Annotated in this window: 18 protein-coding genes and 1 pseudogene; 8 read left to right on the top strand and 11 right to left on the bottom strand. The window is 51.9% G+C overall.

Features of this window, described 5'->3' with window-relative positions:
• Nucleotides 1-24 precede the first annotated feature (24 nt).
• Nucleotides 25-3,027 carry a reverse transcriptase domain-containing protein gene (locus tag IBT47_RS01540; RefSeq protein WP_200558866.1) on the bottom strand — a complete coding sequence of 1,001 codons (3,003 nt, stop codon included), beginning with the start codon at nt 3,025-3,027 and terminating at the stop codon, nt 25-27.
• Nucleotides 3,028-3,509: 482 nt separating this feature from the next.
• On the opposite strand from IBT47_RS01540, the gene IBT47_RS01535 reads away from it, so the two are divergent.
• Nucleotides 3,510-4,604, top strand: coding sequence for a Fic family protein (locus IBT47_RS01535; RefSeq protein WP_200558865.1), 1,095 nt, complete (start codon nt 3,510-3,512; stop codon nt 4,602-4,604).
• 88 nt (nt 4,605-4,692) lie between these two features.
• Here the strand turns inward: IBT47_RS01535 and IBT47_RS01530 are convergent, their stop codons facing one another.
• Both IBT47_RS01530 and IBT47_RS27305 read right to left on the bottom strand, forming a co-directional pair.
• Nucleotides 4,693-4,875 (bottom strand): hypothetical protein, encoded by a 183-nt coding sequence (locus IBT47_RS01530; protein ID WP_200558864.1) that lies wholly within the window; start codon nt 4,873-4,875, stop codon nt 4,693-4,695.
• 35 nt (nt 4,876-4,910) lie between these two features.
• Nucleotides 4,911-5,072 (bottom strand): annotated as a pseudogene (locus tag IBT47_RS27305) (MFS transporter); the annotation flags it as partial.
• Nucleotides 5,073-5,310: 238 nt separating this feature from the next.
• Here IBT47_RS27305 and IBT47_RS01520 point away from each other — a divergent pair.
• A complete protein-coding gene (locus tag IBT47_RS01520) occupies nt 5,311-5,919 on the top strand; it encodes a TetR/AcrR family transcriptional regulator (protein WP_200558863.1) in 609 nt (202 codons plus the stop codon).
• Nucleotide 5,920: 1 nt separating this feature from the next.
• Here the strand turns inward: IBT47_RS01520 and IBT47_RS01515 are convergent, their stop codons facing one another.
• From IBT47_RS01515 to IBT47_RS01490, 6 genes are all read right to left on the bottom strand, one after another.
• Nucleotides 5,921-6,670 (bottom strand): YoaK family protein, encoded by a 750-nt coding sequence (locus tag IBT47_RS01515; protein WP_200558862.1) that lies wholly within the window; start codon nt 6,668-6,670, stop codon nt 5,921-5,923.
• Between the two features lie 255 nt (nt 6,671-6,925).
• Nucleotides 6,926-8,107 carry a cystathionine beta-lyase gene (gene metC, locus IBT47_RS01510; protein ID WP_234471631.1) on the bottom strand — a complete coding sequence of 394 codons (1,182 nt, stop codon included), beginning with the start codon at nt 8,105-8,107 and terminating at the stop codon, nt 6,926-6,928.
• A 41-nt stretch (nt 8,108-8,148) separates the two neighbouring features.
• Nucleotides 8,149-9,336: an amino acid permease gene (locus IBT47_RS01505; protein WP_234471657.1), complete on the bottom strand. Its 1,188-nt coding sequence runs from the start codon at nt 9,334-9,336 to the stop codon at nt 8,149-8,151.
• A 306-nt stretch (nt 9,337-9,642) separates the two neighbouring features.
• Nucleotides 9,643-10,572: a LysR family transcriptional regulator gene (locus IBT47_RS01500; RefSeq protein WP_200558860.1), complete on the bottom strand. Its 930-nt coding sequence runs from the start codon at nt 10,570-10,572 to the stop codon at nt 9,643-9,645.
• Between the two features lie 227 nt (nt 10,573-10,799).
• Entirely contained in the window at nt 10,800-12,236 is a 1,437-nt protein-coding gene (locus IBT47_RS01495; protein WP_200558859.1) for an FAD-binding oxidoreductase, read from the bottom strand.
• A gap of 394 nt (nt 12,237-12,630) precedes the next feature.
• On the bottom strand, nt 12,631-13,053 hold the full coding sequence (locus tag IBT47_RS01490; protein WP_105593806.1) for a MarR family winged helix-turn-helix transcriptional regulator: 423 nt from the start codon (nt 13,051-13,053) through the stop codon (nt 12,631-12,633).
• A 173-nt stretch (nt 13,054-13,226) separates the two neighbouring features.
• On the opposite strand from IBT47_RS01490, the gene IBT47_RS01485 reads away from it, so the two are divergent.
• From IBT47_RS01485 to IBT47_RS01460, 6 genes are all read left to right on the top strand, one after another.
• A complete protein-coding gene (locus IBT47_RS01485; protein WP_200558858.1) occupies nt 13,227-14,246 on the top strand; it encodes an alpha/beta hydrolase in 1,020 nt (339 codons plus the stop codon).
• Between the two features lie 238 nt (nt 14,247-14,484).
• Complete coding sequence (locus tag IBT47_RS01480) at nt 14,485-15,822, top strand: glycoside hydrolase family 10 protein (RefSeq protein WP_200546502.1); 1,338 nt, start codon at nt 14,485-14,487, stop codon at nt 15,820-15,822.
• Nucleotides 15,823-15,916: 94 nt separating this feature from the next.
• Complete coding sequence (locus IBT47_RS01475) at nt 15,917-16,486, top strand: peroxiredoxin (protein WP_172606622.1); 570 nt, start codon at nt 15,917-15,919, stop codon at nt 16,484-16,486.
• A gap of 15 nt (nt 16,487-16,501) precedes the next feature.
• Nucleotides 16,502-17,521 carry a protein-disulfide reductase DsbD gene (locus IBT47_RS01470; protein ID WP_200558857.1) on the top strand — a complete coding sequence of 340 codons (1,020 nt, stop codon included), beginning with the start codon at nt 16,502-16,504 and terminating at the stop codon, nt 17,519-17,521.
• Nucleotides 17,522-17,535: 14 nt separating this feature from the next.
• A complete protein-coding gene (locus IBT47_RS01465; RefSeq protein WP_105593811.1) occupies nt 17,536-18,093 on the top strand; it encodes a sigma-70 family RNA polymerase sigma factor in 558 nt (185 codons plus the stop codon).
• The gene (locus IBT47_RS01460) at nt 18,080-18,712 is read left to right on the top strand and encodes an NrsF family protein (RefSeq protein ID WP_200558856.1); all 633 of its coding nucleotides are present in this window, start codon (nt 18,080-18,082) and stop codon (nt 18,710-18,712) included. Before IBT47_RS01465 ends, IBT47_RS01460 begins: the two co-directional genes overlap by 14 nt.
• Here the strand turns inward: IBT47_RS01460 and IBT47_RS01455 are convergent.
• The gene (locus IBT47_RS01455) at nt 18,672-19,793 is read right to left on the bottom strand and encodes an ABC transporter ATP-binding protein (protein WP_200558855.1); all 1,122 of its coding nucleotides are present in this window, start codon (nt 19,791-19,793) and stop codon (nt 18,672-18,674) included. The two genes, IBT47_RS01460 and IBT47_RS01455, sit on opposite strands and share 41 nt — an antisense overlap.
• 44 nt (nt 19,794-19,837) lie before the next feature.
• Nucleotides 19,838-21,037, bottom strand: coding sequence for an ABC transporter substrate-binding protein (locus IBT47_RS01450; RefSeq protein WP_200558854.1), 1,200 nt, complete (start codon nt 21,035-21,037; stop codon nt 19,838-19,840).
• Nucleotides 21,038-21,039 lie beyond the last annotated feature (2 nt).

Here is a 21,039-nt window from a genome sequence, read left to right as displayed (position 1 = left end):
AAACCCCGCCAATGAAAAGGAATGTTAGAATCTTGATTTTGACATTTTGAACCCAACAGGAACGGGTTTAAAATCTGATGAGTTATCGGTCATAACTCCACGCTTTTGAAATCTCCTCAAAGGTTTATAATCAATTTCTGCAATAACATATGTATCTGATATCCCTCCTTTAACTCTGACAGGATCTCGCTTATGTTCAGTTCGGTATGGAACTCTAACACGACTATCTCCGTATGCTCGATTGTTAACCTGAACTACAAATGAATGGGTATCATGTGACGTTCCTTCAACCAGATAGCTAAATGTTTTAACATCCGGATTCCATTCGAGAACAAAAAGGCAGTCCACTAATCCCTGAAAACTAACGCGTATAGAGGGATTTGTTAAATCACTACATATAATGGAACCAAAATGAAAGTCACCATGCTTGTATATAGGTAAGCCTGGGGTTACATTATTTTTATAAGTAAATAATCCGAGTTTTTTTTCTTTAAGTTGTTTTTTCTCACTATGAGAAGGGAATGTTTTAGGTTGCAATATCAATAGATTGCTATTATATCCTGGCCAGTTTGTAGTTAGTGATAGTAAACAATCATTTCTAATTAATCTCTCATTTAACTTGTGCCTATAATATTCAATTCCTGCGATCAATGAAATTTTCTGCTTTGCAAGTTTTTGAGCAATATTAAACGCCCACCTTAATGGTAGAGCACATTCTGGAAAAACAATATAATCTGCTTTAACACCACCTTTAAGAATGGAATTAATTAATTTATTTATTCTTTCGTATCGTTCCAAACTCTCGTCAGGGTGCCCTGTTAAAGCCAAATCAAACTGTTTATCTGATGTGAAGTAATTAGTTAAAGCAATAAGTCTTTTTTTTCTGAATTTGTCAGGGATGTTAAATAAATTACTTTCCCCTGTTGGGGAAGAATAGCCAACATCACTTCTAAAAAGAGTTTTCGCACCTCGCAGGGCTAAGATACTATCTTTGAAAAGTTTATTATTTCTTAAAACTTCCGGGCAAATTATTGCAATTTCTTGGATTGTTAAAGGTCGTGTTGGAAAGGCTAACGCCAACCAGTGTGGTTGTTTTAACTGGGCCGACTCTCGAAACCTTCTAATCAAAGTAATGCGTAAAACCCGTCTGACATCCATCGCTCTAGGGGCCTGAGCGATATTGATATCTTCATTTTGACTATAGAACCAATAATCTTTATATGATCTAAACCCGAAGTCTGCTAAAAGAACTTTATCTTTAAGCTCTATAAGTGTTTTTTTTGTTAACGGTTTTTTTTCTATGCAAGTTAAAGTTGAGAGGTTAATTATTGTTTTTCTAAGTTTTTCCCAGTTTCTGAAATTTTTATCTGTAGATGCTTGGATGGCAACTTCAAATAATCTACTGTAAAAGTATTCTTTACAGCTAATAAGTTTGTTTTTATTCAGTTTTAGAGTTGTCTCATCTATCAATTCGAGTGTTATATTTAATTTTTCAATAAAAGTGTTAGTGTAGCCAAAGTCGTTGTTTATTATCATCAGTCTAAACACGCGGTGTAAATACCCATAATACTCAAAAATACCCTGAGGGGTTAATAGATAGCGCCCAACTAGGCCATAAAATTCTTTTCTTTTTTCAACCCACTTAATACTATCGAGATCATTGGAATAGCTCTCTATATCTTTTAATAATAACGAAAGTCCAAGTCTACGTATCGATACAACATCCGCCTTTCTTAATGCATCTGGGATCAATGATGCATCAGAAGAAGCTAGTAATGTTTTATTTGCCATTTCTATAGAGTCTGTTGGTAACTCTGGAAGGAGACGATATTCGCTTGATTGCTCTTTAATTTGATTAGATATCTGATCGATAAAATCTAATCCATAAGCACCTGAAAGGCTGAATATTTTTTGCTTTCGCGCTGTGAATTTTAATTCGCAGTCTGAAGCATAATTAATCTTTAATCTGAGATCTGGCTGTTGTCCTTTGTTTTGATTGATTTTCACACACTCAACTTTTTTCGATATGTAGTTAATGATGGAATTTCCATTAATTAATTCATCTGGCGTTTCAAAAACTATAAATATATCATCAACATACCTACCATAATAATTTGGTTTTAACCCTTGTGATATCTGTATGTCTAGGTCATATAATAAAACATTTGATATTACTTTTGATGCTGACAATCCTACCGGCAAGGCACCATTCTGTGAAGTATCATAGTCAGGTGTGTTTTCATACCAGAAGTTAATTGATTCTATAAATAATTCAGTTAGTTTTTTTTCATCATCGGTCAATTCTACTCCTATTCTTTTATGAAAAGATCTGCGGAGTAGAAAATTAGGTGAGGATTGATGGTAAAATTTTTCCAAGTCCATTGTTATGGCTGTAACAGGTTTATTTTCCTCTATGAGATTTCTCATGCTATTTAGACCATCATCTCTCCATTTTTTGTATGCGGGAAAATATGGAGAAAATAGTCCTGAAGCATTGTTATTTAAAGGGCTATAAATTTTTTCATTTGGAACTTGTTTTTTTTCTCTGCGTCTTAACCTGTTACCATAAGATAAGTTTTTATCTAGTTTCTCCTCAAATTTATGCCCGATTTTTATTATCCAGAGGGCAGATAATATCTGATACTCTACTGTTGGGCATATTATTAATCTATATTCTGCAGTTGCTTTTTTTCTTTTGTTTTCAATGAACTTTTGTTTCCAGTCAGCTATTGGATCTACAGACCTGTAATGCACATCTTTTTTATTTTTCCAAGTTTCGTTGTTTATTGACTTTGGTATATAGCTATAGCTTCCTATGAACTCCAAATCTCTAACTAGAGATCTTAATTCTTTTGTTATCTGATTATGTAAACGTTGCAAATTCCCTTTAATATCAGATTCAAAATAACAAAATGCAATGGCATTAGTATGAGATGTTTCATAAAAAGCTTCGCTTTTAGCTTTTCTGTAGGCTAAATACAAATCTGACATGGTTATATATTCTTGGTTAAATATATTTTTATTCATTAGGTTTTTTCCATAAGCAACGATGTTACATGTAAACATAAAAGAGTTTAAAAATGAAATCACTACCTGCTGAATGATAAAAAGCACTGATAATTTTGATTCAAAAGATTCACCTATAAGTAACTGTTAGCTGGTCAACCTTCAAAACGCTACCGCCCTCAGAAGCGATAGTTCTGATAAAGGTAGAAAGAGGTGAATTTTATCGTGAAATTTATTTTATTCAACAAGTCAATCAGATATTTTCCATTTTTTAATGATGGCAAGGGAAATGTTGAGTAAGTTGATTTATTGAACAGGCACATTTGTTATTTCCGTTTAAAACAATCGCGCTACGCGAATTCTGAAGTTTATCGTGTGGGATAACCAGCGACAATTCACGTAGCGACATCAGTTGATCTTCATCCCGCCATGATGCAAATACGCATTACATTTGACTCATTCTGTGAGTAGAATAAGGCATCTATTCAGCTCAGGAGCCGCATATGTGGATTTGGCAGCAGGAAAACTGGCCGGCGTTCAGCTGGGACCGTCAGCGCATCGAGCCGCTGCTGCGCGCCACGCGTTTTTTGCAGGGAAAACTCTACGGTAGCAGTATGTTGCTGGATGAGGCAAACAGCACGCTGGATAATGTGTTGGCCAACATTCTCTACTCCAGTGATATCGAAGGAGAACGCGTCAACGCCCACTCGGTACGATCTTCCCTGGCGCATCATCTCGGTATTGAGGACGGCATGACCTATGCCGTGGATAAAAAAACCGAAGGCCTGGTGGCATCGGCGCTGGACGCTATCGAAAACCTCGACCAGCCGCTGTCTCTGGCGCGATTACTGCACTGGCACGCCCTGCTTTTCCCCGCCGGTTCCGGCCTGCTCTATCCGATCGTTGGCGGCCAGTTGCGCAGCGGTCCGGTGCAGGTGGTTTCGGGCCGTCTTGAAAAACCGGTTGTGCATTTTGAAGGACCGGATAGCGCATCGATTGCCGACGACGTTGATGCATTTTTACAGTGGTTTAACGACAGCCGCAACGATCCGGAACTAGACCCGCTGCTGCGCGCCGGGATTGCCCATCTGAGATTTTTAACGCTTCATCCTTTTGAAGACGGTAACGGCAGGATTGGCCGCCTGATTATGGATCTGGCGCTGGCCCAGGCGGAAAGCAACACGGTCAGGCTCTATGCAATGTCCCGCACGATTAATATCCACCGTCAGGATTACTATCAGGTGCTGGAAAATACCCAGCGCGGCGAGCTGGATATCACCGTCTGGCTGAGCTGGTTTATCGACATGCTCAGAGCCTCGATTGAAGAAACGCTGGCGGTTATCGATAAAACCGTGTTTAAAACTCGCTACTGGCAGCAGTTCGACGCCGCGCAGATTGGAACCGAGCAGATTAAGGTACTTAACCGCCTGCTTGACGGCGATTTTAGCGACGGCATCAATAACAGCCAGTACAAGGCGGTGGCGAAGGTTAGCCGCGCCACCGCCACGCGCCATCTGGCACAGCTGGTTGAGCTCGGATATCTGCTGGCCTGTCCCGGCGGTGGGCGCAGCGCTCGTTATGGCTTGAACCGTCTCTAAATGACGGAAACGAACCGTAATTTATTCAGTTACCTGCGAGATCTGCCACGGCCTGACGATATTTTCCGCAGAGCGAAGCGCGTGTCAATTAATGCCCCATTCGCGCTCCTTTTCGAAAGCCATACTGCCGTGCCCGCCAGGTGATAACAAAAGCGACGGCCAGCAACAGAATCAGTGCCGGCGGCAGCGCCGGTGCTCCCCAGTTATCCAGCAGTATCCCGCCGGAAATACCCGCCGCAGCAATCGCACCATTCCAGGCCACCACGTTCATCGACAGCGCGATGTCTGCACCCTCGCCTGCCGTATGGCGGTAACCGTTTGTCCTGCGAGTGAGTTAGAAATGTTCAGCCCTGCCGCTATCTGCGGCAATAATCCCGCTGGCAGCGTCTCCGTTATGATGCAGATAAACCCCGTCATCGCCAGCGCCAGCAGCGCGGAAACCGGCAGTGCAGGCACTTCCGTTCGCATTCGTGAGACATCGGTTTTATGTGAACAAGGTAGCGCGATTTCTTTCTCCATATGCCCTTCTTATCTAGTATATGTATCGATTGGTATGTATTTGGCGATAAGCGATCCCTCAGCCACGATTATTTATCGGCTGATGCGATGTGTATCGATCGGTACATTAGTGGGCGAGGATTTTTTTGTCAACGATATATGTATCGTTTAGTATAGTAATCCGATCACTCAGGTAACGGAGGCAGACATGGCTGCGATGGGAAGACCAAGAACATTTGACCGTGATAAAGCGATTGAAGATGCCATGCACCTGTTCTGGCAGCACGGCTACGAGTCCACCTCTCTCGCCCAGCTCAAGGCCAGAATTAACAAGGGCATCTCCGCGCCCAGCTTCTATGCGGCCTTCGGTTCTAAAGAGGCGCTATTTCGCGAGTGCGTGCAGCGATATCTGGCTACCCATGGCCAGGTAACTGAATTTCTGTGGAACAGCCGTTTGTCACCGCGTGAAGCGATTGAAACCACGCTGCGATCTTCAGCGAAAATGCAGTGCGATCCCAGTCACCCGCCGGGATGTATGGTGGCATTGGGCACAATGAGCGCCACCTCCGCCGAGCACGCCGATGTTGCCGAACCGCTGGCCCGTTCGCGTCACCGCACCAGTGAAGGAATTCTGGCTGCTTTTCAGCGAGCGGCCGACAGCGGCGAGCTGAAAAAAGGGGTTGATGTCAACGCTCTCGCCACCCTTTTCACCACCTTCCTGTTCGGATTGTCGATCCAGGCACGTGATGGTGCCAGCCTCGACCAGCTGAATAACGCGATTACACAGATCATGCAGCTGTGGGATGCATCGGCGTGAATCAGCAGGTGCTCAAACCGCGCCGTCTTACCTGATAAACCGTTGCGGTAATCGACAGCACGGCGACCAGGGTAAGAAATACGCCCATGGCGATCATCGAGTTAAAGCCGAAAATCTTGAACAGCAGCAGCCCGCAGATACCGCCGCCGAGGAAGGAAACGATAGTGACCAGGTGCGTAAAGAGCTGGTTGCTGTGCGCCTTCAGATCGCGCGACGGGTCCCGGCGCAGGCTGACGCAAAGCAGCGATCCCAGCGCAATACCGGCATCGGTCAGCGTTCCGGTGATATGAGTTGACCGCACCCGCCCGTTAGAGAGCTGGGTGGAGGTGGAGTTATGCAGCCCCATCAGAAAGCCCAGGAACACGATCACTTCACGGTTGTTGGCGTGGGAATAGTAGAATTTTTCAAACAGCGACATCATCGCCAGCGCGATACCTTCCAGCAGCAGAATGATGCTGAAAATGGTTCTGATATTATTTCTGACACCGCTAATCACCAGCATTCGTGAAGCCATCGACCCGACGACAAACGCCAAAATAATCGCAGCAAGAAACGATAAATCACTTAAGTCGGAATTAGAAACTTCAGAAGAAATTTGTGAGGTATTGCCGGACATATGGGAAGGAAATATACCGAAAGCACCCAACGCCATCGCGTTGAGAATTCCGGCGGTGGTGGCTAATAATAAGGCTAAGTTACGATCCTCATTATGCGTTCGGCCCTTCTTTCGCTTTATCAACATCTGCAACATCGTTAATGTCTCCACAGGTAATGCATAACCCTCTGAGAAGCTGAGTATAGGGCAAGTTCGTGGAGTAGAATGTTAAAATAGATAAATCCTATACCTGAAATGGATAATGAAAATTATATAAAAGATAATTAAATTAATGTCAGCAGCGAGATAACGACTTATCTCCCGTTTAAAAATTTATTCCCGGAGCTGATTGTTATTAATCAGCTCCGGGAAAATTACATTAACTCACCGCTCAGGTTATGCACTGCAAGGCTATCCCCCGACGTGCAGGCGATCCAGCCCCGCCCGTAAATCTGCTATCAGGTCCTGCGGATCTTCCAGGCCAATCTGCAGGCGCAGCGTTGCGCCCTGCTCATTCCACTGCGTTGCGGTGCGATAATCACGGCAGTTGAACGGGATGATCAGGCTTTCAAAACCGCCCCACGAATAGCCCATGCCAAACAGCTCAAGGCCATCAAGCAGCCGGGTGACCGCTGGTTTATCGAATGCCGGGTCGAGGATGATTGAGAACAGCCCTGTCGAACCCGTGAAATCACGCTGCCACAAATGGTGCCCGGGGCAGCTCTCAAAGGCGGGATGTAAAATGGTCTTAACCTCCGGCTGCTCCGCCAGCCAGGCAGCAATGTTCAGCGCGCGCGTTTCTGCTTCCTTCAGGCGGATATGCAGCGTTCGCAGCCCGCGCAGGGCAAGGAAACAGTCTTCCGCGCCGGGTAGCATCGCCATGCTGTCATAGGTAGCGCGTAAATCCTGCCAGGTTTCGGCATTGGCGCTCACCATCCCCATCAGTAGATCCGAGTGGCCGCTCAGGTACTTGGTTCCCGCTTCCACCGAGAGATCGCAGCCGTGACGATGCGCCTGGAAGAACACCGGCGTGGCCCAGGTATTGTCGATAATCGTTTTGATACCGCGCTCGCGGGCGATGCGGGTCATCAGCGGCACATCCTGAATCTCGAAAGTTTGCGACCCCGGGGACTCAAGGAATAGCGTAGTGGTTTCCGGCCGCAGCAGGCTGACGATACCTTCTCCCACCAGCGGATCGTAATAGGTGGTTGTCACACCAAATTTTTTCAGCGTCAGATCGCAAAAGCTGCGGGTCGGCCGGTAAACCGTGTCCGGCATCAGCAGATGATCGCCCGCCTTAAGCGTGGTCATCAGCGCCAGCGCCACGGCCCCGAGGCCAGAGGGTGACATCACCGTTCCCGCCGCACCGGCCAGTTCGGTCCAGGCATCTTCAAGGTTTTTAATCGTTGGCGTACCCAGCGTGCCGTAGGCGAACTCCGCCCGGCTGTGTTCAAGGTCCTCGACGCTGTTAAACACCACTGTCGATCCGCGATACACCGGGCAGTTAACAAAGCCCCGCTGATCCTGCGTGCTCCTGCCTAACTGGGTTAACCGGGTTGCCAGGGTTAATTTTTCGGGATTAAGATTTTTCATATTTATGTCCATTCAGTGTGCCACCAGCCTCTGCCGGCGGATTACTCTACGAATTTCAAAAAAGGCGATATGCACAGGAGGATGCCGTAGAAGGCAATATAGTAATTTCGTTTAGCTCGCAGGTTTTCCAGGGCGGGAACCTGCGATACCAGATAGTAAGGAATTAAACAGGCCACCAGCCCAAATATCGGACCGGAAATCTGCATCAGTAGCATCACGGAAAAGTCAAAGCTGACCCAGATCCACAGGAAGATAACAATGCCGACCGCCACGAACAGCGATAGCGTTGCACGGTTAATATGACTCGTTCCGGCAATGCGCGAAATGATATTCACCGCCAGCCCGATAACGGCTTCTTTAAAACCAAGATAAATACTGAAGAACGCGGTAAGTATGGCAAAGATATTTAGCGTCACCGATAAAATATTCACCATGTTTCCCGGCATAATCTGGGAAGCCAGCGCCAGTGCAGATATATTCTGGTCTAATGCCGAAATCGCCTCCTCTTTACTAATCGCAAAGCTGAAGGAAAAAGCAAAGAACAGCACGCTGACCGCCAGGACGATATAGGCAATGCGGGTTGCCCGAACCGCGCGATACGAGGCCACCAGCGGATCGCGCTCAACCTTACGAAATGCGATATTCATCGGATTGAGGATCTGCACAAACAGAATAGAAAACAGCGTGAACGGTAACGTCAGCAGCACATCACGTAAAAACGGCAGCAGCGGAGGGAAAGCTGAAATATTACTCAGGCTCCAGTAAGGTAGCATCACCAGACCAAGGAAAACGATCACCCCAAGCTTGAACAGAATCATTGGCCCGGAAATACGGAACAGCAGCCTTTCGCCCTGATTGGCGATGGCCACAATAATCGCCAGAAGAATCAACGGATACCAGCTGGTTTTAGAAAGAAACGTATCGGTAAGATGATAACTGTGTAAGTAAGTTGCGCTGTCGTTCACCAGGCTCATCGAGTAATTGAGAATACCCATCAGCAGCATCAGAAAATAGGCGATGCCCAGCAGTCCTCCCCAGTTTTTCCCCAGATACTGGGTAATAATCTCGGCGTAGCTGTCGCAGGATTCCGTCTGCGTCAGCGTTTTCAGATACAGATCCTGCAACCAGTAAATCGCCGGATAGCTCAGGACAATAGCGAAAACAAAGACCCAAATCCCCTTCACCCCGGCCTGTATGGGCATATAAATAATCCCTGCCCCAATCGCCATGCCAATACATAACACCACCCAGCCAAGATCGTAACTGGTGAATGGGATCTTAAGATGATTTACCGCCTCTTCATTATTTATCGTCATTTTAAACCTCGGTTCAAGAGACATGCCCGCGAATTATCTGCATTGCAGAAAGCCGCATTAACGTAGAAAACGCGCTCGAAGTTTTTAACTCTCCGTTCCGCAGGCTTATATTCCGTGAACGGCGATCGTTTGCCATGAAGTGTTTTCCACGGCAAAGATGATTTGTGATGTGCGCGGCTTTCTCTCCGTCAACTGTGAATGCCTTTCACAGTTAGTTTCCTAAATATCGGCTGTCGGGTCACAGTTCTGCACCAGGCGGCTTTTAATAAACGCCAGAAAAAGATTCAGCGTTTTATTATCTCTGGCCGAATGGCGGACTCTTGCCTGTAGCCGATGGGTGACGCCTGGATCGTAGTCCGACAGCACGCGGACAAGCTTGCCGCTATTAATGTAATGACAGGCCAGATAATCCGGCAGGCAGGCCACGCCGCCATGCAGCAGTGCCCTTTGCAGCAAAAGCAGACTGGAGTTACAGGACAGATGTGGGGTCACCGCAACCGTTTCACTGCGGGTATGATGGCGGAACATCCATTTACCATCATGGGTCATCTGCGGGTAAACCAGACAGTGATGGAAACGTAAATCGGCGGGAACGGTAATCGGTGGATGACAGCGTAAATACTCGGGGGAAGCGCAGTAAAACCAGCGGATATCCATCAATTGCTCCGCATCCTCGTTCTGCGTTGCCGCTTCTGAGGTAATTCTGAACGCCACGTCGATATCCTCACGATCGAGGTTGATAAAGCGATCGTCCAGCATCACGTTAATACCAATGCCCGGATACCGGGCCTGAAAATCGCTCGACAGCGTGGGAATATGCGTACAGCCAAAGGCCACCGAGCAGCTGATGCGCAGCGTTTCGCCCTGCATACCCGGCACGCGGCTGCCGTCGGCAATACTTTCGATATCGGCAATAACCCGCTGCGCCAGCTGTAGAATACGCCGTCCATCCAGAGTCAGCTGGAATGGGCGGCTTTCGCGATTGATGAGCAGATTGCCGGTGATGCTTTCTAACTGGGAGAGGCTCTTGCTTACCGCCGACGGCGTCAGCCCCAGTTCCCTGGCCGCTCGCGAGAGGTTGCCGGTTTCGGCAATTTTAATAAAGATTTGAAACTGATTCAGATAGCCTGAGAGGTTGGGAATGTTCATTTATCACCGTCGCGCGTTGATAAATGTGATATGCGGATGTCCCTGATGTGCATAGTTTTCTCTTTTTTTAATATAATCAAACATTAAAAATCGAGTCTAATCTATCCCACACATTTTATGCAGTGTGTTGTTTTCAACATGTAATGCAGATCATGCATTTGATAACACATAAAAAAAGGCTGCATTCGGTTAACGAACACAGCCTGGATGTCGACTTACTGTCGGATTTACGCTTCCTGGCCCGCGTCGTGCATGCCTTTCCGCAGGGTGAAGTTAACGCCCATGGTCAGCAGCGGTTCCGGTGGGTTCCACTCTGGTTTTGGCAGCGACAGCAGGAAGTTAATCGTGTCGTTACTTTTGCCCGCCAGCCAGTCGGCCAGCATGGTGCCCATCGCGGTGCCGCGCACGGTCCCCAGGCCATTACAGCCCAGCGAGCCGTAGACGTTCTTTCTCAGTTCGCCGAACAGGCTCGATCCGTTACGGGTCATGCCCAGACCACCGCCCCACGTATGTTCAAAGTTAACGTCCTGCAGCGTTGGGAAACGGCGCTCAAACGACTGACGGTGGGTTTCACGATACTTCTGGGTGTAGCCCGGTTTGTAGCGCCCGTCCGAGTTAAAGCTGAAGCTGTTACGGATCAGGATGCGGTTATCGTGGGTGCGACGCGAGGTGGTTCCGAACGGATCGGCAGGAATAACGCCCCAGAATTCCTGGCCGCCAATGCTGTCCTGCTCCGCTTTGGTCAGCGGACGGGTCAGGCTGCCGTAGGTGAAGATCGGGAAAATAGTGCGCTCGCCGAAGCCAAAGTGTGTACCGAAGGCATTGTTGGCGAGGATCAGCTTATCGGCAAAGATGCGGCCGGTTGCGTGATGCAGCACAATTTGCGGTTCGTATTCAATGGCGGTGATCGGCGTTTCTTCGTACAGCTTAACGTTGGCCGGCAGGCTGTCCGCCAGGCCCTTCACCAGTCCTGATGGCTGAACCAGAATCGTTCCCGGCGTGTACAGCGCCTTACGGTAGAATTTCGTGCCGAGATGATCGGGCAGATCCTTACCGTCGATAATCTTGCATGGCTGCCCCAGCGATTCCAGACCGCCGCGATAGGCTTCCAGCACCGCAATACCGCTGTCTTCCACTGCGGCCTGGTACTTACCCGAATGGCGCATCTGGGCATCAACGATATTGTGCTCTTCCACCTGCTCTTTCAGGATGCGCTGCCCGGTCTGGTTCAGATTGAGGATATTACGGGCAATTTTTTTATCGCCGATATAGTCCGGTGCGCCGATATCGTGAGGTACGTCGATCAGGAATCCGGCGTTACGGCCGGACGTGCCGAATCCAACCTGCTGCGCTTCAACAAGGATGATCTGATCGTCCGGGAAGTTCAGTGCCAGCTGACGTGCGGCGGCCAGTCCGGTGAAACCGGCACCAATCACTACCCATGGTGCTTTCGCATCGCCCACCAGCGCGGGCTGCGGCTGGCGTTTACGGCTGGTGTGGAACCAGCCAGGCGTTGGATCGTCGGAAGGCAGCGCATCAATTTTCAGCAGTGAATCCGGCGCTGCGGGCAGATTGTCGGTCAGCAGGGAAGCTCCCCCACCCGCCGCGACGATACCAGCGCCGATCCCGGTGCCAACAAGCAATTTTCTTCGTGAAATACCCATTAAGAATAAACTCCGTGATGAGAACAGATCTGCCCTGAAGAACCCGAAAGCGAGGCTTCATGCATTTCTTTTGTGTATTGAATGTATACACCAAGTATTTTTATTATTTACATTTGTAAATACTCTGTCAACTAACTATGCAAACTTTCAACCAATTTGTAACACTAAGATCAGGGGTTTAGGCTGTGTTGAAGTACGACTCTGCGCCCTGCTTATAGCAGATCGATGCCGTGGCTATGGGCGTGAGATCTCAGACGGGGGCGAGGTGTTCAATGTGGCTATAGGGGGGGGGGAGCAGATGCCAGAATGGGATAACGAGATCAGGGGATAACGATAGGGATGAAGGTAAAAACAGCGATCTGCGCGAAATGAAATTCGGCGCAGATCGCATCTGTCAGAGGTCAAGAAGCAGTTTTTTCGAGAAAGTTCTTAACATTTCCAGTTCTTCATCGTCCATGCGCATAAAGCAGCGCATCTGCTTCGGAATGGCGACGATTTTATCCTGAAGATCCCTCGCCTTTGGCGTCAGAACCACTTTTTTCACCCTTTCGTCTTCGGCAATCGATACCCGGTTAAGGAACCCCTTCGCCTCCAGTTTCTGTACCAGCGGCGTTAACGTCCCCGAGTCGAACAGCGTTTTTTCGCTCAGTTCACGCAGCGGAATATCATCCTGGTCATAGAGCGCCAGCAGCACGACAAACTGCGGGTAGGTCAGATCGAATTCTTTCAGTAACGGGCGGTACTGACGGATAAGCGCATTGGTTACCGAATAGAGTGAGAAACAAAGTTGCCCATCTAATATGCTGTTTTCTTTCATTTTTTCCACCAGCTGAACGAGGTTGCAGAATTTTATTATAAATAAAGTTTGACCATAAGTATCTTGCGTGCAAGTATTATCCGCACAAGGTAAGTGAGCAGGCAGTCAGACATCACTAACCGGGATAAACCAACACTAAGTTTTTATTCAACAAAATACAGAGGGCTACACTAATGAAAATTGCATCGATTTTATTAACATCCGCCGTCTTTGCTTCAGCCGCTTCCGCAGCGACCACTCAGTCACTGAACGCGCCTGCCCCTACCGCCGGTGTAAAAGCTTTCCTGGACGTGCTGAATTCAGGCAAAGGTAAACCGATGGAACAGATGACCCCGCAGGAAGCCCGTCAGGTGCTGATCGGTGCCCAGCAGGGTGCGAAGCTGCCTGCCGCGCAGGTAAGCGATAAAACAATTCAGGTGAACGGTCAGAACATCAGGCTGAAAATCGTCAAACCGGAAAACGCGACGGGCACCCTTCCGGTGTTTATGTTCTTCCACGGTGGCGGCTGGGTACTGGGCGACTACCCGACTCATGAACGCTTGATCCGCGATCTGGTCCGTGATTCTGGCGCGGCGGCGGTTTACGTCGATTACACGCCTTCCCCGGAAGCGCATTTCCCGGTAGCAATTAATCAGGCCTATCAGGCCACCCGTTGGGTTGCCGAGCACGGCAGTGAAATCGGCGTAGACGGCAGCCGTCTGGCTCTGGTGGGTAACAGCGTGGGCGGTAATATGGTGGCGGCGGTTGCCCTGCAGGCCAAACAGCTCGGCGCACCGAAAATTCGCTATAACGTGATGCTGTGGCCGGTGACCGATGCGAACTTCGACGACGCGTCCTATCACCAGTTTGCCAACGGCCATTTCCTGACCCGCAACATGATGAAGTGGTTCTGGGATAACTACACCACCAGTGCCGCGGATCGTAACAACATTCTGGCTTCCCCACTGCGTGCCAGCACTGAACAGCTGAAAGGCTTCCCGCAGACGCTGATCCAGACGGCGGAGCTGGATGTGCTGCGTGACGAAGGTGAAGCGTTTGGGCGTAAGCTGGATGCCGCAGGCGTGCCGGTGACCGTCACCCGTTACAATGGCATGATCCATGACTACGGTTTACTGAATCCGTTAAGTGAAGAACCAACGGTGAAAACCGCGCTGTCGCAGGCGGGTGCTGAACTGCAACAGCATCTGAAATAATCTCATCACGGGCAGGCTCAGCTCTCGTCTGTTAATCACAGCGATAATGGCTGAGCCTGCCCGGAACCTGAACAAAGAATTCCCCTGTCCCCGCCTCAGTCCCCGATGTTACTGCCTGCTTAATCTTTCCTGCCGCCATAGTGCGAAACACGAAATCATCCGCAAGATGCTACATTGACAACGTTGCAGATAATAAGAAAATACCTTTCACTCAACGTCGGTATGAAAAAGGAAGTCAATCATCGTCCGGTTCCGTCACCTCTCGCCTCGGGCTAAATGTCAGTCCGGCCTGCTTATCGCCGCCGCGCTGCTCCTTGCCAGCTGTGCCAGCAAACCGCCGGTTTCTCTGGTCACGCCGCTACCGCCCGTAGCGAATCCGAATCAGCCTCAGCCGCCGATATCGCCACACAGCCAGCAGCCGATGCGCGGCGTGTGGTTAACCACCGTTTCCCGCCTGGACTGGCCGCCGATCGCGTCGGTTAATATCAGCAACGATGCCGTACGCATCAGCCAGCAGAAAAAAGCGCTGACCGATAAGCTGGACAAGCTGAAAAGCCTCGGCATCAATACGGTGTTCTTCCAGGTGAAACCGGATGGTACTGCGCTGTGGCCGTCAAAAATCCTGCCGTGGTCGGATATGATGACCGGCAAAATCGGCCGGGACCCGGGCTACGATCCGCTGCAGTTTATGCTGGATGAAGCGCACCGGCGCGGCATCAAGGTTCACGCCTGGTTTAACCCCTATCGTGTCACGGTCAATACTAAACCCGGAACCGTTGCCGAACTGAACCGCACTCTGTCGCAGAATCCGGCCAGCGTTTTTGTGCTGCACCGCGACTGGATTCGTACTTCCGGCGATCGCTATGTGCTTGACCCGGGCATTCCCGACGCCCGCGACTGGATCACCAGCATTGTCGCAGAGGTGGTCGCGCGCTATCCCGTCGACGGCGTGCAGTTTGATGATTATTTCTATACCGAGTCGCCAGGATCTGCCCTTAACGACAGCCAGACCTTCAGACAGTACGGCCAGGGCTTTGCCTCCAAAGCCGACTGGCGGCGGCATAACACCCAGCTGCTGATTGAACAGGTTTCACGCACCATTAAACAGCTGAAGCCAGATGTGGAGTTTGGCGTCAGCCCGGCCGGAGTATGGCGCAACCGTTCCCATGACGCCGCAGGCTCCGACACGCGCGGCGCTGCCGCCTATGACGAATCCTATGCAGATACCCGCCGCTGGGTGCAGCAGGGGCTGCTGGACTACATTGCCCCGCAAATCTACTGGCCTTTCGCCCGCGATGCCGCCCGCTATGACGTGCTGGCAAAGTGGTGGGCGGAGGTAGTGAAACCGACCAAAACCCGTCTTTATATCGGCATTGCGCTGTATAAAGTCGGTGAACCATCGAAGAACGAGCCGGACTGGACCATCGGTGGCGGCGTGCCGGAGCTGAAGAAACAGCTCGATCTGAATGAGTCGCTGCCACAAATCAGTGGCACCATCCTGTTCCGGGAGAACTACCTGAATCAGCCACAGACGCAGGAAGCGGTTAACTATCTGAGGAAACGCTGGGGAGAATAATTATTTTCTGCCCGGCGCAACTTTTCTGTCTGCTGCTGCGAACTGATTAAGGAGTCAACCAAACCGGTACTCACTTACTTCGCAGGAGCAGATAATGAAACTGAAAAAACTCGCCTCTACACTGACCTTCTCCGCCGCGCTGGGCCTGTCCGCCCTTGCCTTTAATGCCGGAGCCGCTCTGCCCGCCGGGGCGAAGGCCCCGGATTTTGAGCTGCAGGGCGCACTGGCCGGTAAGCCGATCACCTTCTCGCTGCAAAAAGCGCTGCAAAAAGGCCCGGTTGTACTGTACTTCTTCCCGGCAGCCTTCAGCGCGGGCTGCACGATTGAAGCCCACGACTTTGCCGAAGCGACCGATGACTTTACGAAAATGGGCGCAACGGTCATTGGCGTAACCGCCGGAAATACCGAGCAGGTCAGCGACTTCTCCAAACTGGAGTGCCGGGATAAATTTGCCGTGGCCGCCGATCCGGGAGCCAAAGTCGCCGGTGAATACCAGACCCAGATGCAGATGAAGGGCAAAACCCTCTCGGACCGTACCTCTTATGTGATCGCACCGGATGGCAACATTCTGCTGAGCTACACTGACAGAAACCCGGAAACCCATATCGAGAAGACGCTGGCCGCCGTGAAGCAGTACGACGCGGCTCATCCACGTACCCACTAAGCAACGAGGCCAGCGATGTTAACTGCCATGCTGGCCGCCTTTATTGGCGGCATCATTCTGAACTTTATGCCCTGCGTGTTTCCGGTGATCTCACTGAAGGCGTTCGGGCTGCTGCGCCATGCGGATAACTCCGCCGGCACCCGTCGCGAAGGTCTGGGCTTTCTGCTGGGCGTAACGGTGACCATGATGGCACTGGCGGGAATACTTCTTGCGGCACGCGCAGGAGGCGCGGCGGTGGGCTGGGGATTCCAGCTGCAGTCGCCGCTGGTTATCGCCCTGCTGTCGCTGGTGATCCTTGCGGCGGCGCTGGGGTTTGCCGCGCCCTTTACTCTGATTTCGCTGTTCCCGGCGCTGGCACGGCTGTTGCCGAAACCGGGAGCGTGGATGGATATCCTCAAGCGCGGGCTGGCCTTCCCGATGTTTGGTGCCTACGCGTGGCTGGTGTGGGTACTGGCGCAGCAGGTCGGTAGCGCCGCGCTGGCAACCCTGCTGGCCGCTTCCGTGGTGCTGAGTTTCGCAGCCTGGCTGTACGGGATGGCACAACATCGCCAGCTGCAGGGGAAAGGCCACAGGCTGATGTATGCGCTCACCGCCGTGCTGATTGTGGCCGTGCTTGCCCCGCTTCCTGGCCTGATCAAACCGGGGGATGCACTGCCCGGAGAAGCGGCCGCAGCGGAAGTCGCTCAGGAAAAATGGACGCCGCAGACCGTTGCCGCCGAGCGCGGACAGGGTAAAGCCATCTTTGTGAACTTTACCGCATCCTGGTGTATAACCTGTCAGGTTAACGAGAAAACCTCGCTTTCCACCCAGGCGGTGAAAGAGGCGCTGGCCAAAACCGGCACGCGGTATATGGTGGCGGATTCGACCAAATTTAACCCCGACGTGGACGATGCCCTGAACGAGTTTGGTCAGGGCGGCCTGCCGCTGTACGTGGTGTATCCCGCCGACGGCGGACCACCGAAAGTGCTGCCGCAGGTGCTGACGCCGGGTATTGTGGTCAATGCACTGAACCAGGCAGCCGGTAAAAAAGCGTAATAACAAGGCGGAAGATGGAAATGAACGACAGCGCGCGCGAAAGCTGGCCCGCGCTAATGGAACAGGCGCAGGCAGGCGATCGGCCTGCCTATACCCGGCTGCTGAAAGCACTGGTGCCGGTGATCCGTTCACAGGTGCGCAGGCAGGTTGCTGACGATGTGTTAACCGAGGATGTAGTGCAGGATGTGCTGCTGACGGTACATCGTGTGCGCCATACCTACGATCCCGCCTTTCCCTTTCTGCCGTGGCTGATGGCCATTATCTCCGCGCGCGCGATCGATGCCCTGCGGCGGCGCGGGCGCTACCAGCAATGGGAAATTCCGGAAGAGACGCTGCCGGAGCCGGTAAGCCAGCCTAACATGCAGCGTGCGGAAAGCCAGCAGGAGCTGGAAGGCTATCTGAGCCAGCTGCCTTTGCGGCAGCGGGAAATTGTTGAACACGTTCACCTGCGCGAAATGAGCCTGACGGAAGCCGCCGCGCATAACCATCTGACGGTCGCCGCAGTGAAATCCCTGCTGCACCGGGCGCTAAAAAATCTGCGCCGTTTTGGAGCCAACCATGACCGATCATAATGCTTTAATTGAAAAACTCGGGCGGGAAATCAAGCCCGTCAGGCGTATCTGGCCCACGGGTCTGCGGGTGATGGCCTGGCTTGCCGTCGCCCTGCCTTGCGCCGTCGCCGCCAGCTTTCTGGTGCCGCGCGGGCTGACCGACTGGTCGCAGCCCGGCGCAAAGCTGGCGATCCTTCAAATTGCCCTGGCCTTTTTACTCGGTACGCTAGCCATCCGCGGTGCTTTTACCCTGAGCATCGCCGGGCGCCGAACCTTGAGCTGGAAAGCGCTGTTGCCGATTGCGCTGATGTGGTTCGGGCTGAGCGTAATAAATATGCAGGGCAACGGCGCGATCTTGCATGATGACGACAGCACGCGCTGTTTCACCTTCCTGATGGTGGTCAGTACGCCGATGATGCTGCTGATGATTGCCAGCCTGCGCCGCAGCCGTTCGCTGCATCCGGTACGCAGCCTGGCGATGGCGGGTGTGGGCATTTCCAGCCTGGCGGTCAGCCTGCTGGCCTTCTGTCACCCGATACATCTGCATGTACTGGACTTTGTCATGCACCTTGCCGCAGTGGTGTCGATTGTGGCGCTGACTATTCTGGTCGGCAAACGCTGGGTGGCGCTGGATAAGTAACGCAGCGATTTCCCCCGGCGTCAAACAACAGAATGCGGTCAGCCGGAAAGCGCACATAGCAGCGGGAAAGCTGTGACCTGTCAATGTAGTCCGCCGTCACGCAACAAGCGGGCTGCCCGCCGATTTCGCCGTACAGCATGCTTTGATTTCCCTGCCATTCCACGTTGATGATCTCAAACGGCAGCTCACCTTCAATGCCCGTCGCCGTCGGGCTGAGAAGGATATGCTCCGGGCGGATCGTCAGAGTGACATTGTCACTTAAAGGGGGCTCAGACAGCGTCAGCAGCGGGATATGTGGTAATGACGGCAGCGCAAGCTGTAAGCGCCCGTCGCGCTGATGCTCAATCGCCGTGGTAAAGGTGTTGATCTGCGGATGACCAATAAACCGAGCCACAAACAGGCTGCGCGGCTGGAAGTACAGCTCCTGCGGGGTGCCGCTCTGCTCGATGCGACCTTTGTTCAGTACCACAATACGATCGGCCATGGTCATCGCCTCAATCTGATCGTGGGTGACGTACAGCGTGGTGACGCCCAGCGTACGGTGCAGGCGTGAGATCTCCTGCCGCATGCTGCCCCTCAGCCCGGCATCAAGGTTAGACAGCGGCTCATCGAACAGAAAAATCGCCGGTTTACGTACGATCGCGCGGCCGATAGCCACCCGCTGGCGCTGTCCGCCTGAAAGCATACCGGGCTTGTGCCGCAGATATGCCGTCAGCTGTAACGACTCTGCCGCCGCGTGGACCGCCGCGACAATCTGCGCTTCCGGCAGCTTTGCCACCCGCAGCGGAAAGGCCAGATTTTCAAAGACGCTGAGATGGGGATAGAGCGCGTAGGACTGAAAGACCATCGCCACTTCCCGCTCAATGGGCGATGCCTCGCTGACGTCGCGTTCGTCCAGCAGGATGCGGCCGCCGTGGATATCCTCCAGCCCCGCCAGGCTGCGCAGCAGCGTGGTTTTCCCGCAGCCGGATGGCCCGACAAACACCACAAATTCGCCCTGCTGAATGGTTAAATTGATGTCATGCAGGATTATTTGACCCTGATGGTGTTTTTCCAGATGTTCAATACGTAACTGACGCATAGCTTCCTCAGGTCATGGCCCGCACTCAGGCGGGCCACCGGCATTTATTTGCCGTTCTGTTCCAGTGCCTGGGCGGCGGTTTTCACGGCCTGCTCAGGCGTGGCCTGATTCAGTAACACCTGCTGGATAGCGGTGTTGATCGTCTGCTGGAACTGCTCCGGATCGTAGAACAGCGGTTCCGCTTTCCCCAGGGCCACGCCGTCGATAAACGGCTTCCAGCTGGCATCTTCCGCCACCAGCTGTTTCGGTCCGTGATCCGGGCGCACCGGGGTAAAGCCGTAGCCCTTCTCATAGGCCAGCTGACGGTCCGGGGTGGTAATAAATTTCGCAAAGGCAATCGCTTTATCTTCCACGCCGGTGCCTTTAAAAATCGCCAGGCTGTCGGTGACCAGCAGATTGCTCGGCTTGCCGTGCGGGCCATACGGCAGCGGCGCAACGCCCCACTCCAGACCCGCCGGGAACTGACCGCGCTCCCACGAGCCGGACATAAACATCGCCACTTTGCCCTGATGGAACAGCGGACGCAGCGCTTCGGCATCGTAGGCCACCGGACCCGGCTCGGCGTACGGCAGGATCTTCTTGTACCACTCCAGCGTTTCCACCGCCTGCGGTGAGTTAAACACCACTTTGTCGCCGTCCAGCACTGCGCCGCCGTTGCTGTACAGCCACAGCAGGAAGCTGTGCGTGGTGCTGCTGAAGGCTTTACCGGTCAGGCCGAAGCCCGCCGCGCCGGTTTTCTCTTTGATAATGCGCGAATCGTCCAGCAGTTCCTGCCAGGTCTTCGGCGGCTGCTCCGGGTTCAGGCCCGCCTGCTTAAACAGTGCTTTGTTCCAGAACAGCGCGCGGGTGGACAGCGCCACAGGCAGGCCAAGATATTGGCCCTCGTAGCTTACGGTATCCAGCACCGCCGGGTAGTAGCTGCCCTTTTCTGCCGCACTGAGCGGCACCGGCACGATCAGGTCGTTCTGATAGAAGCGGGTCAGCGTGCGCGAGCCTACCTGAGCCAGCGCCGGGGCATTACCGGCAGAGGCCAGCGTGGTGACCTTCTGCTCGCACTGATCCCAGCCGACCACCTCCAGCACGACTTTGTAACCGGGATTGGCCTGGTTAAACGCGCTGATATTCTCTTCAATTCCCGGTGAGGCTTTACTGCCGCACTGGATGAAATTGATAATTTTTTCATTGGCCGCCTGCGCACCGGATGCCGCCAGCGCCAGTAAAATCCCCATGGCTAACTTGTTCATAT

It is taken from the genome of Erwinia sp. S43 (genome assembly GCF_016624745.1).
Classification (GTDB): domain Bacteria; phylum Pseudomonadota; class Gammaproteobacteria; order Enterobacterales; family Enterobacteriaceae; genus Erwinia; species Erwinia coffeiphila.
The sequence above is the reverse complement of the archived record's forward strand: the minus strand, read 5'-3'. Positions and strand labels throughout refer to the sequence as shown.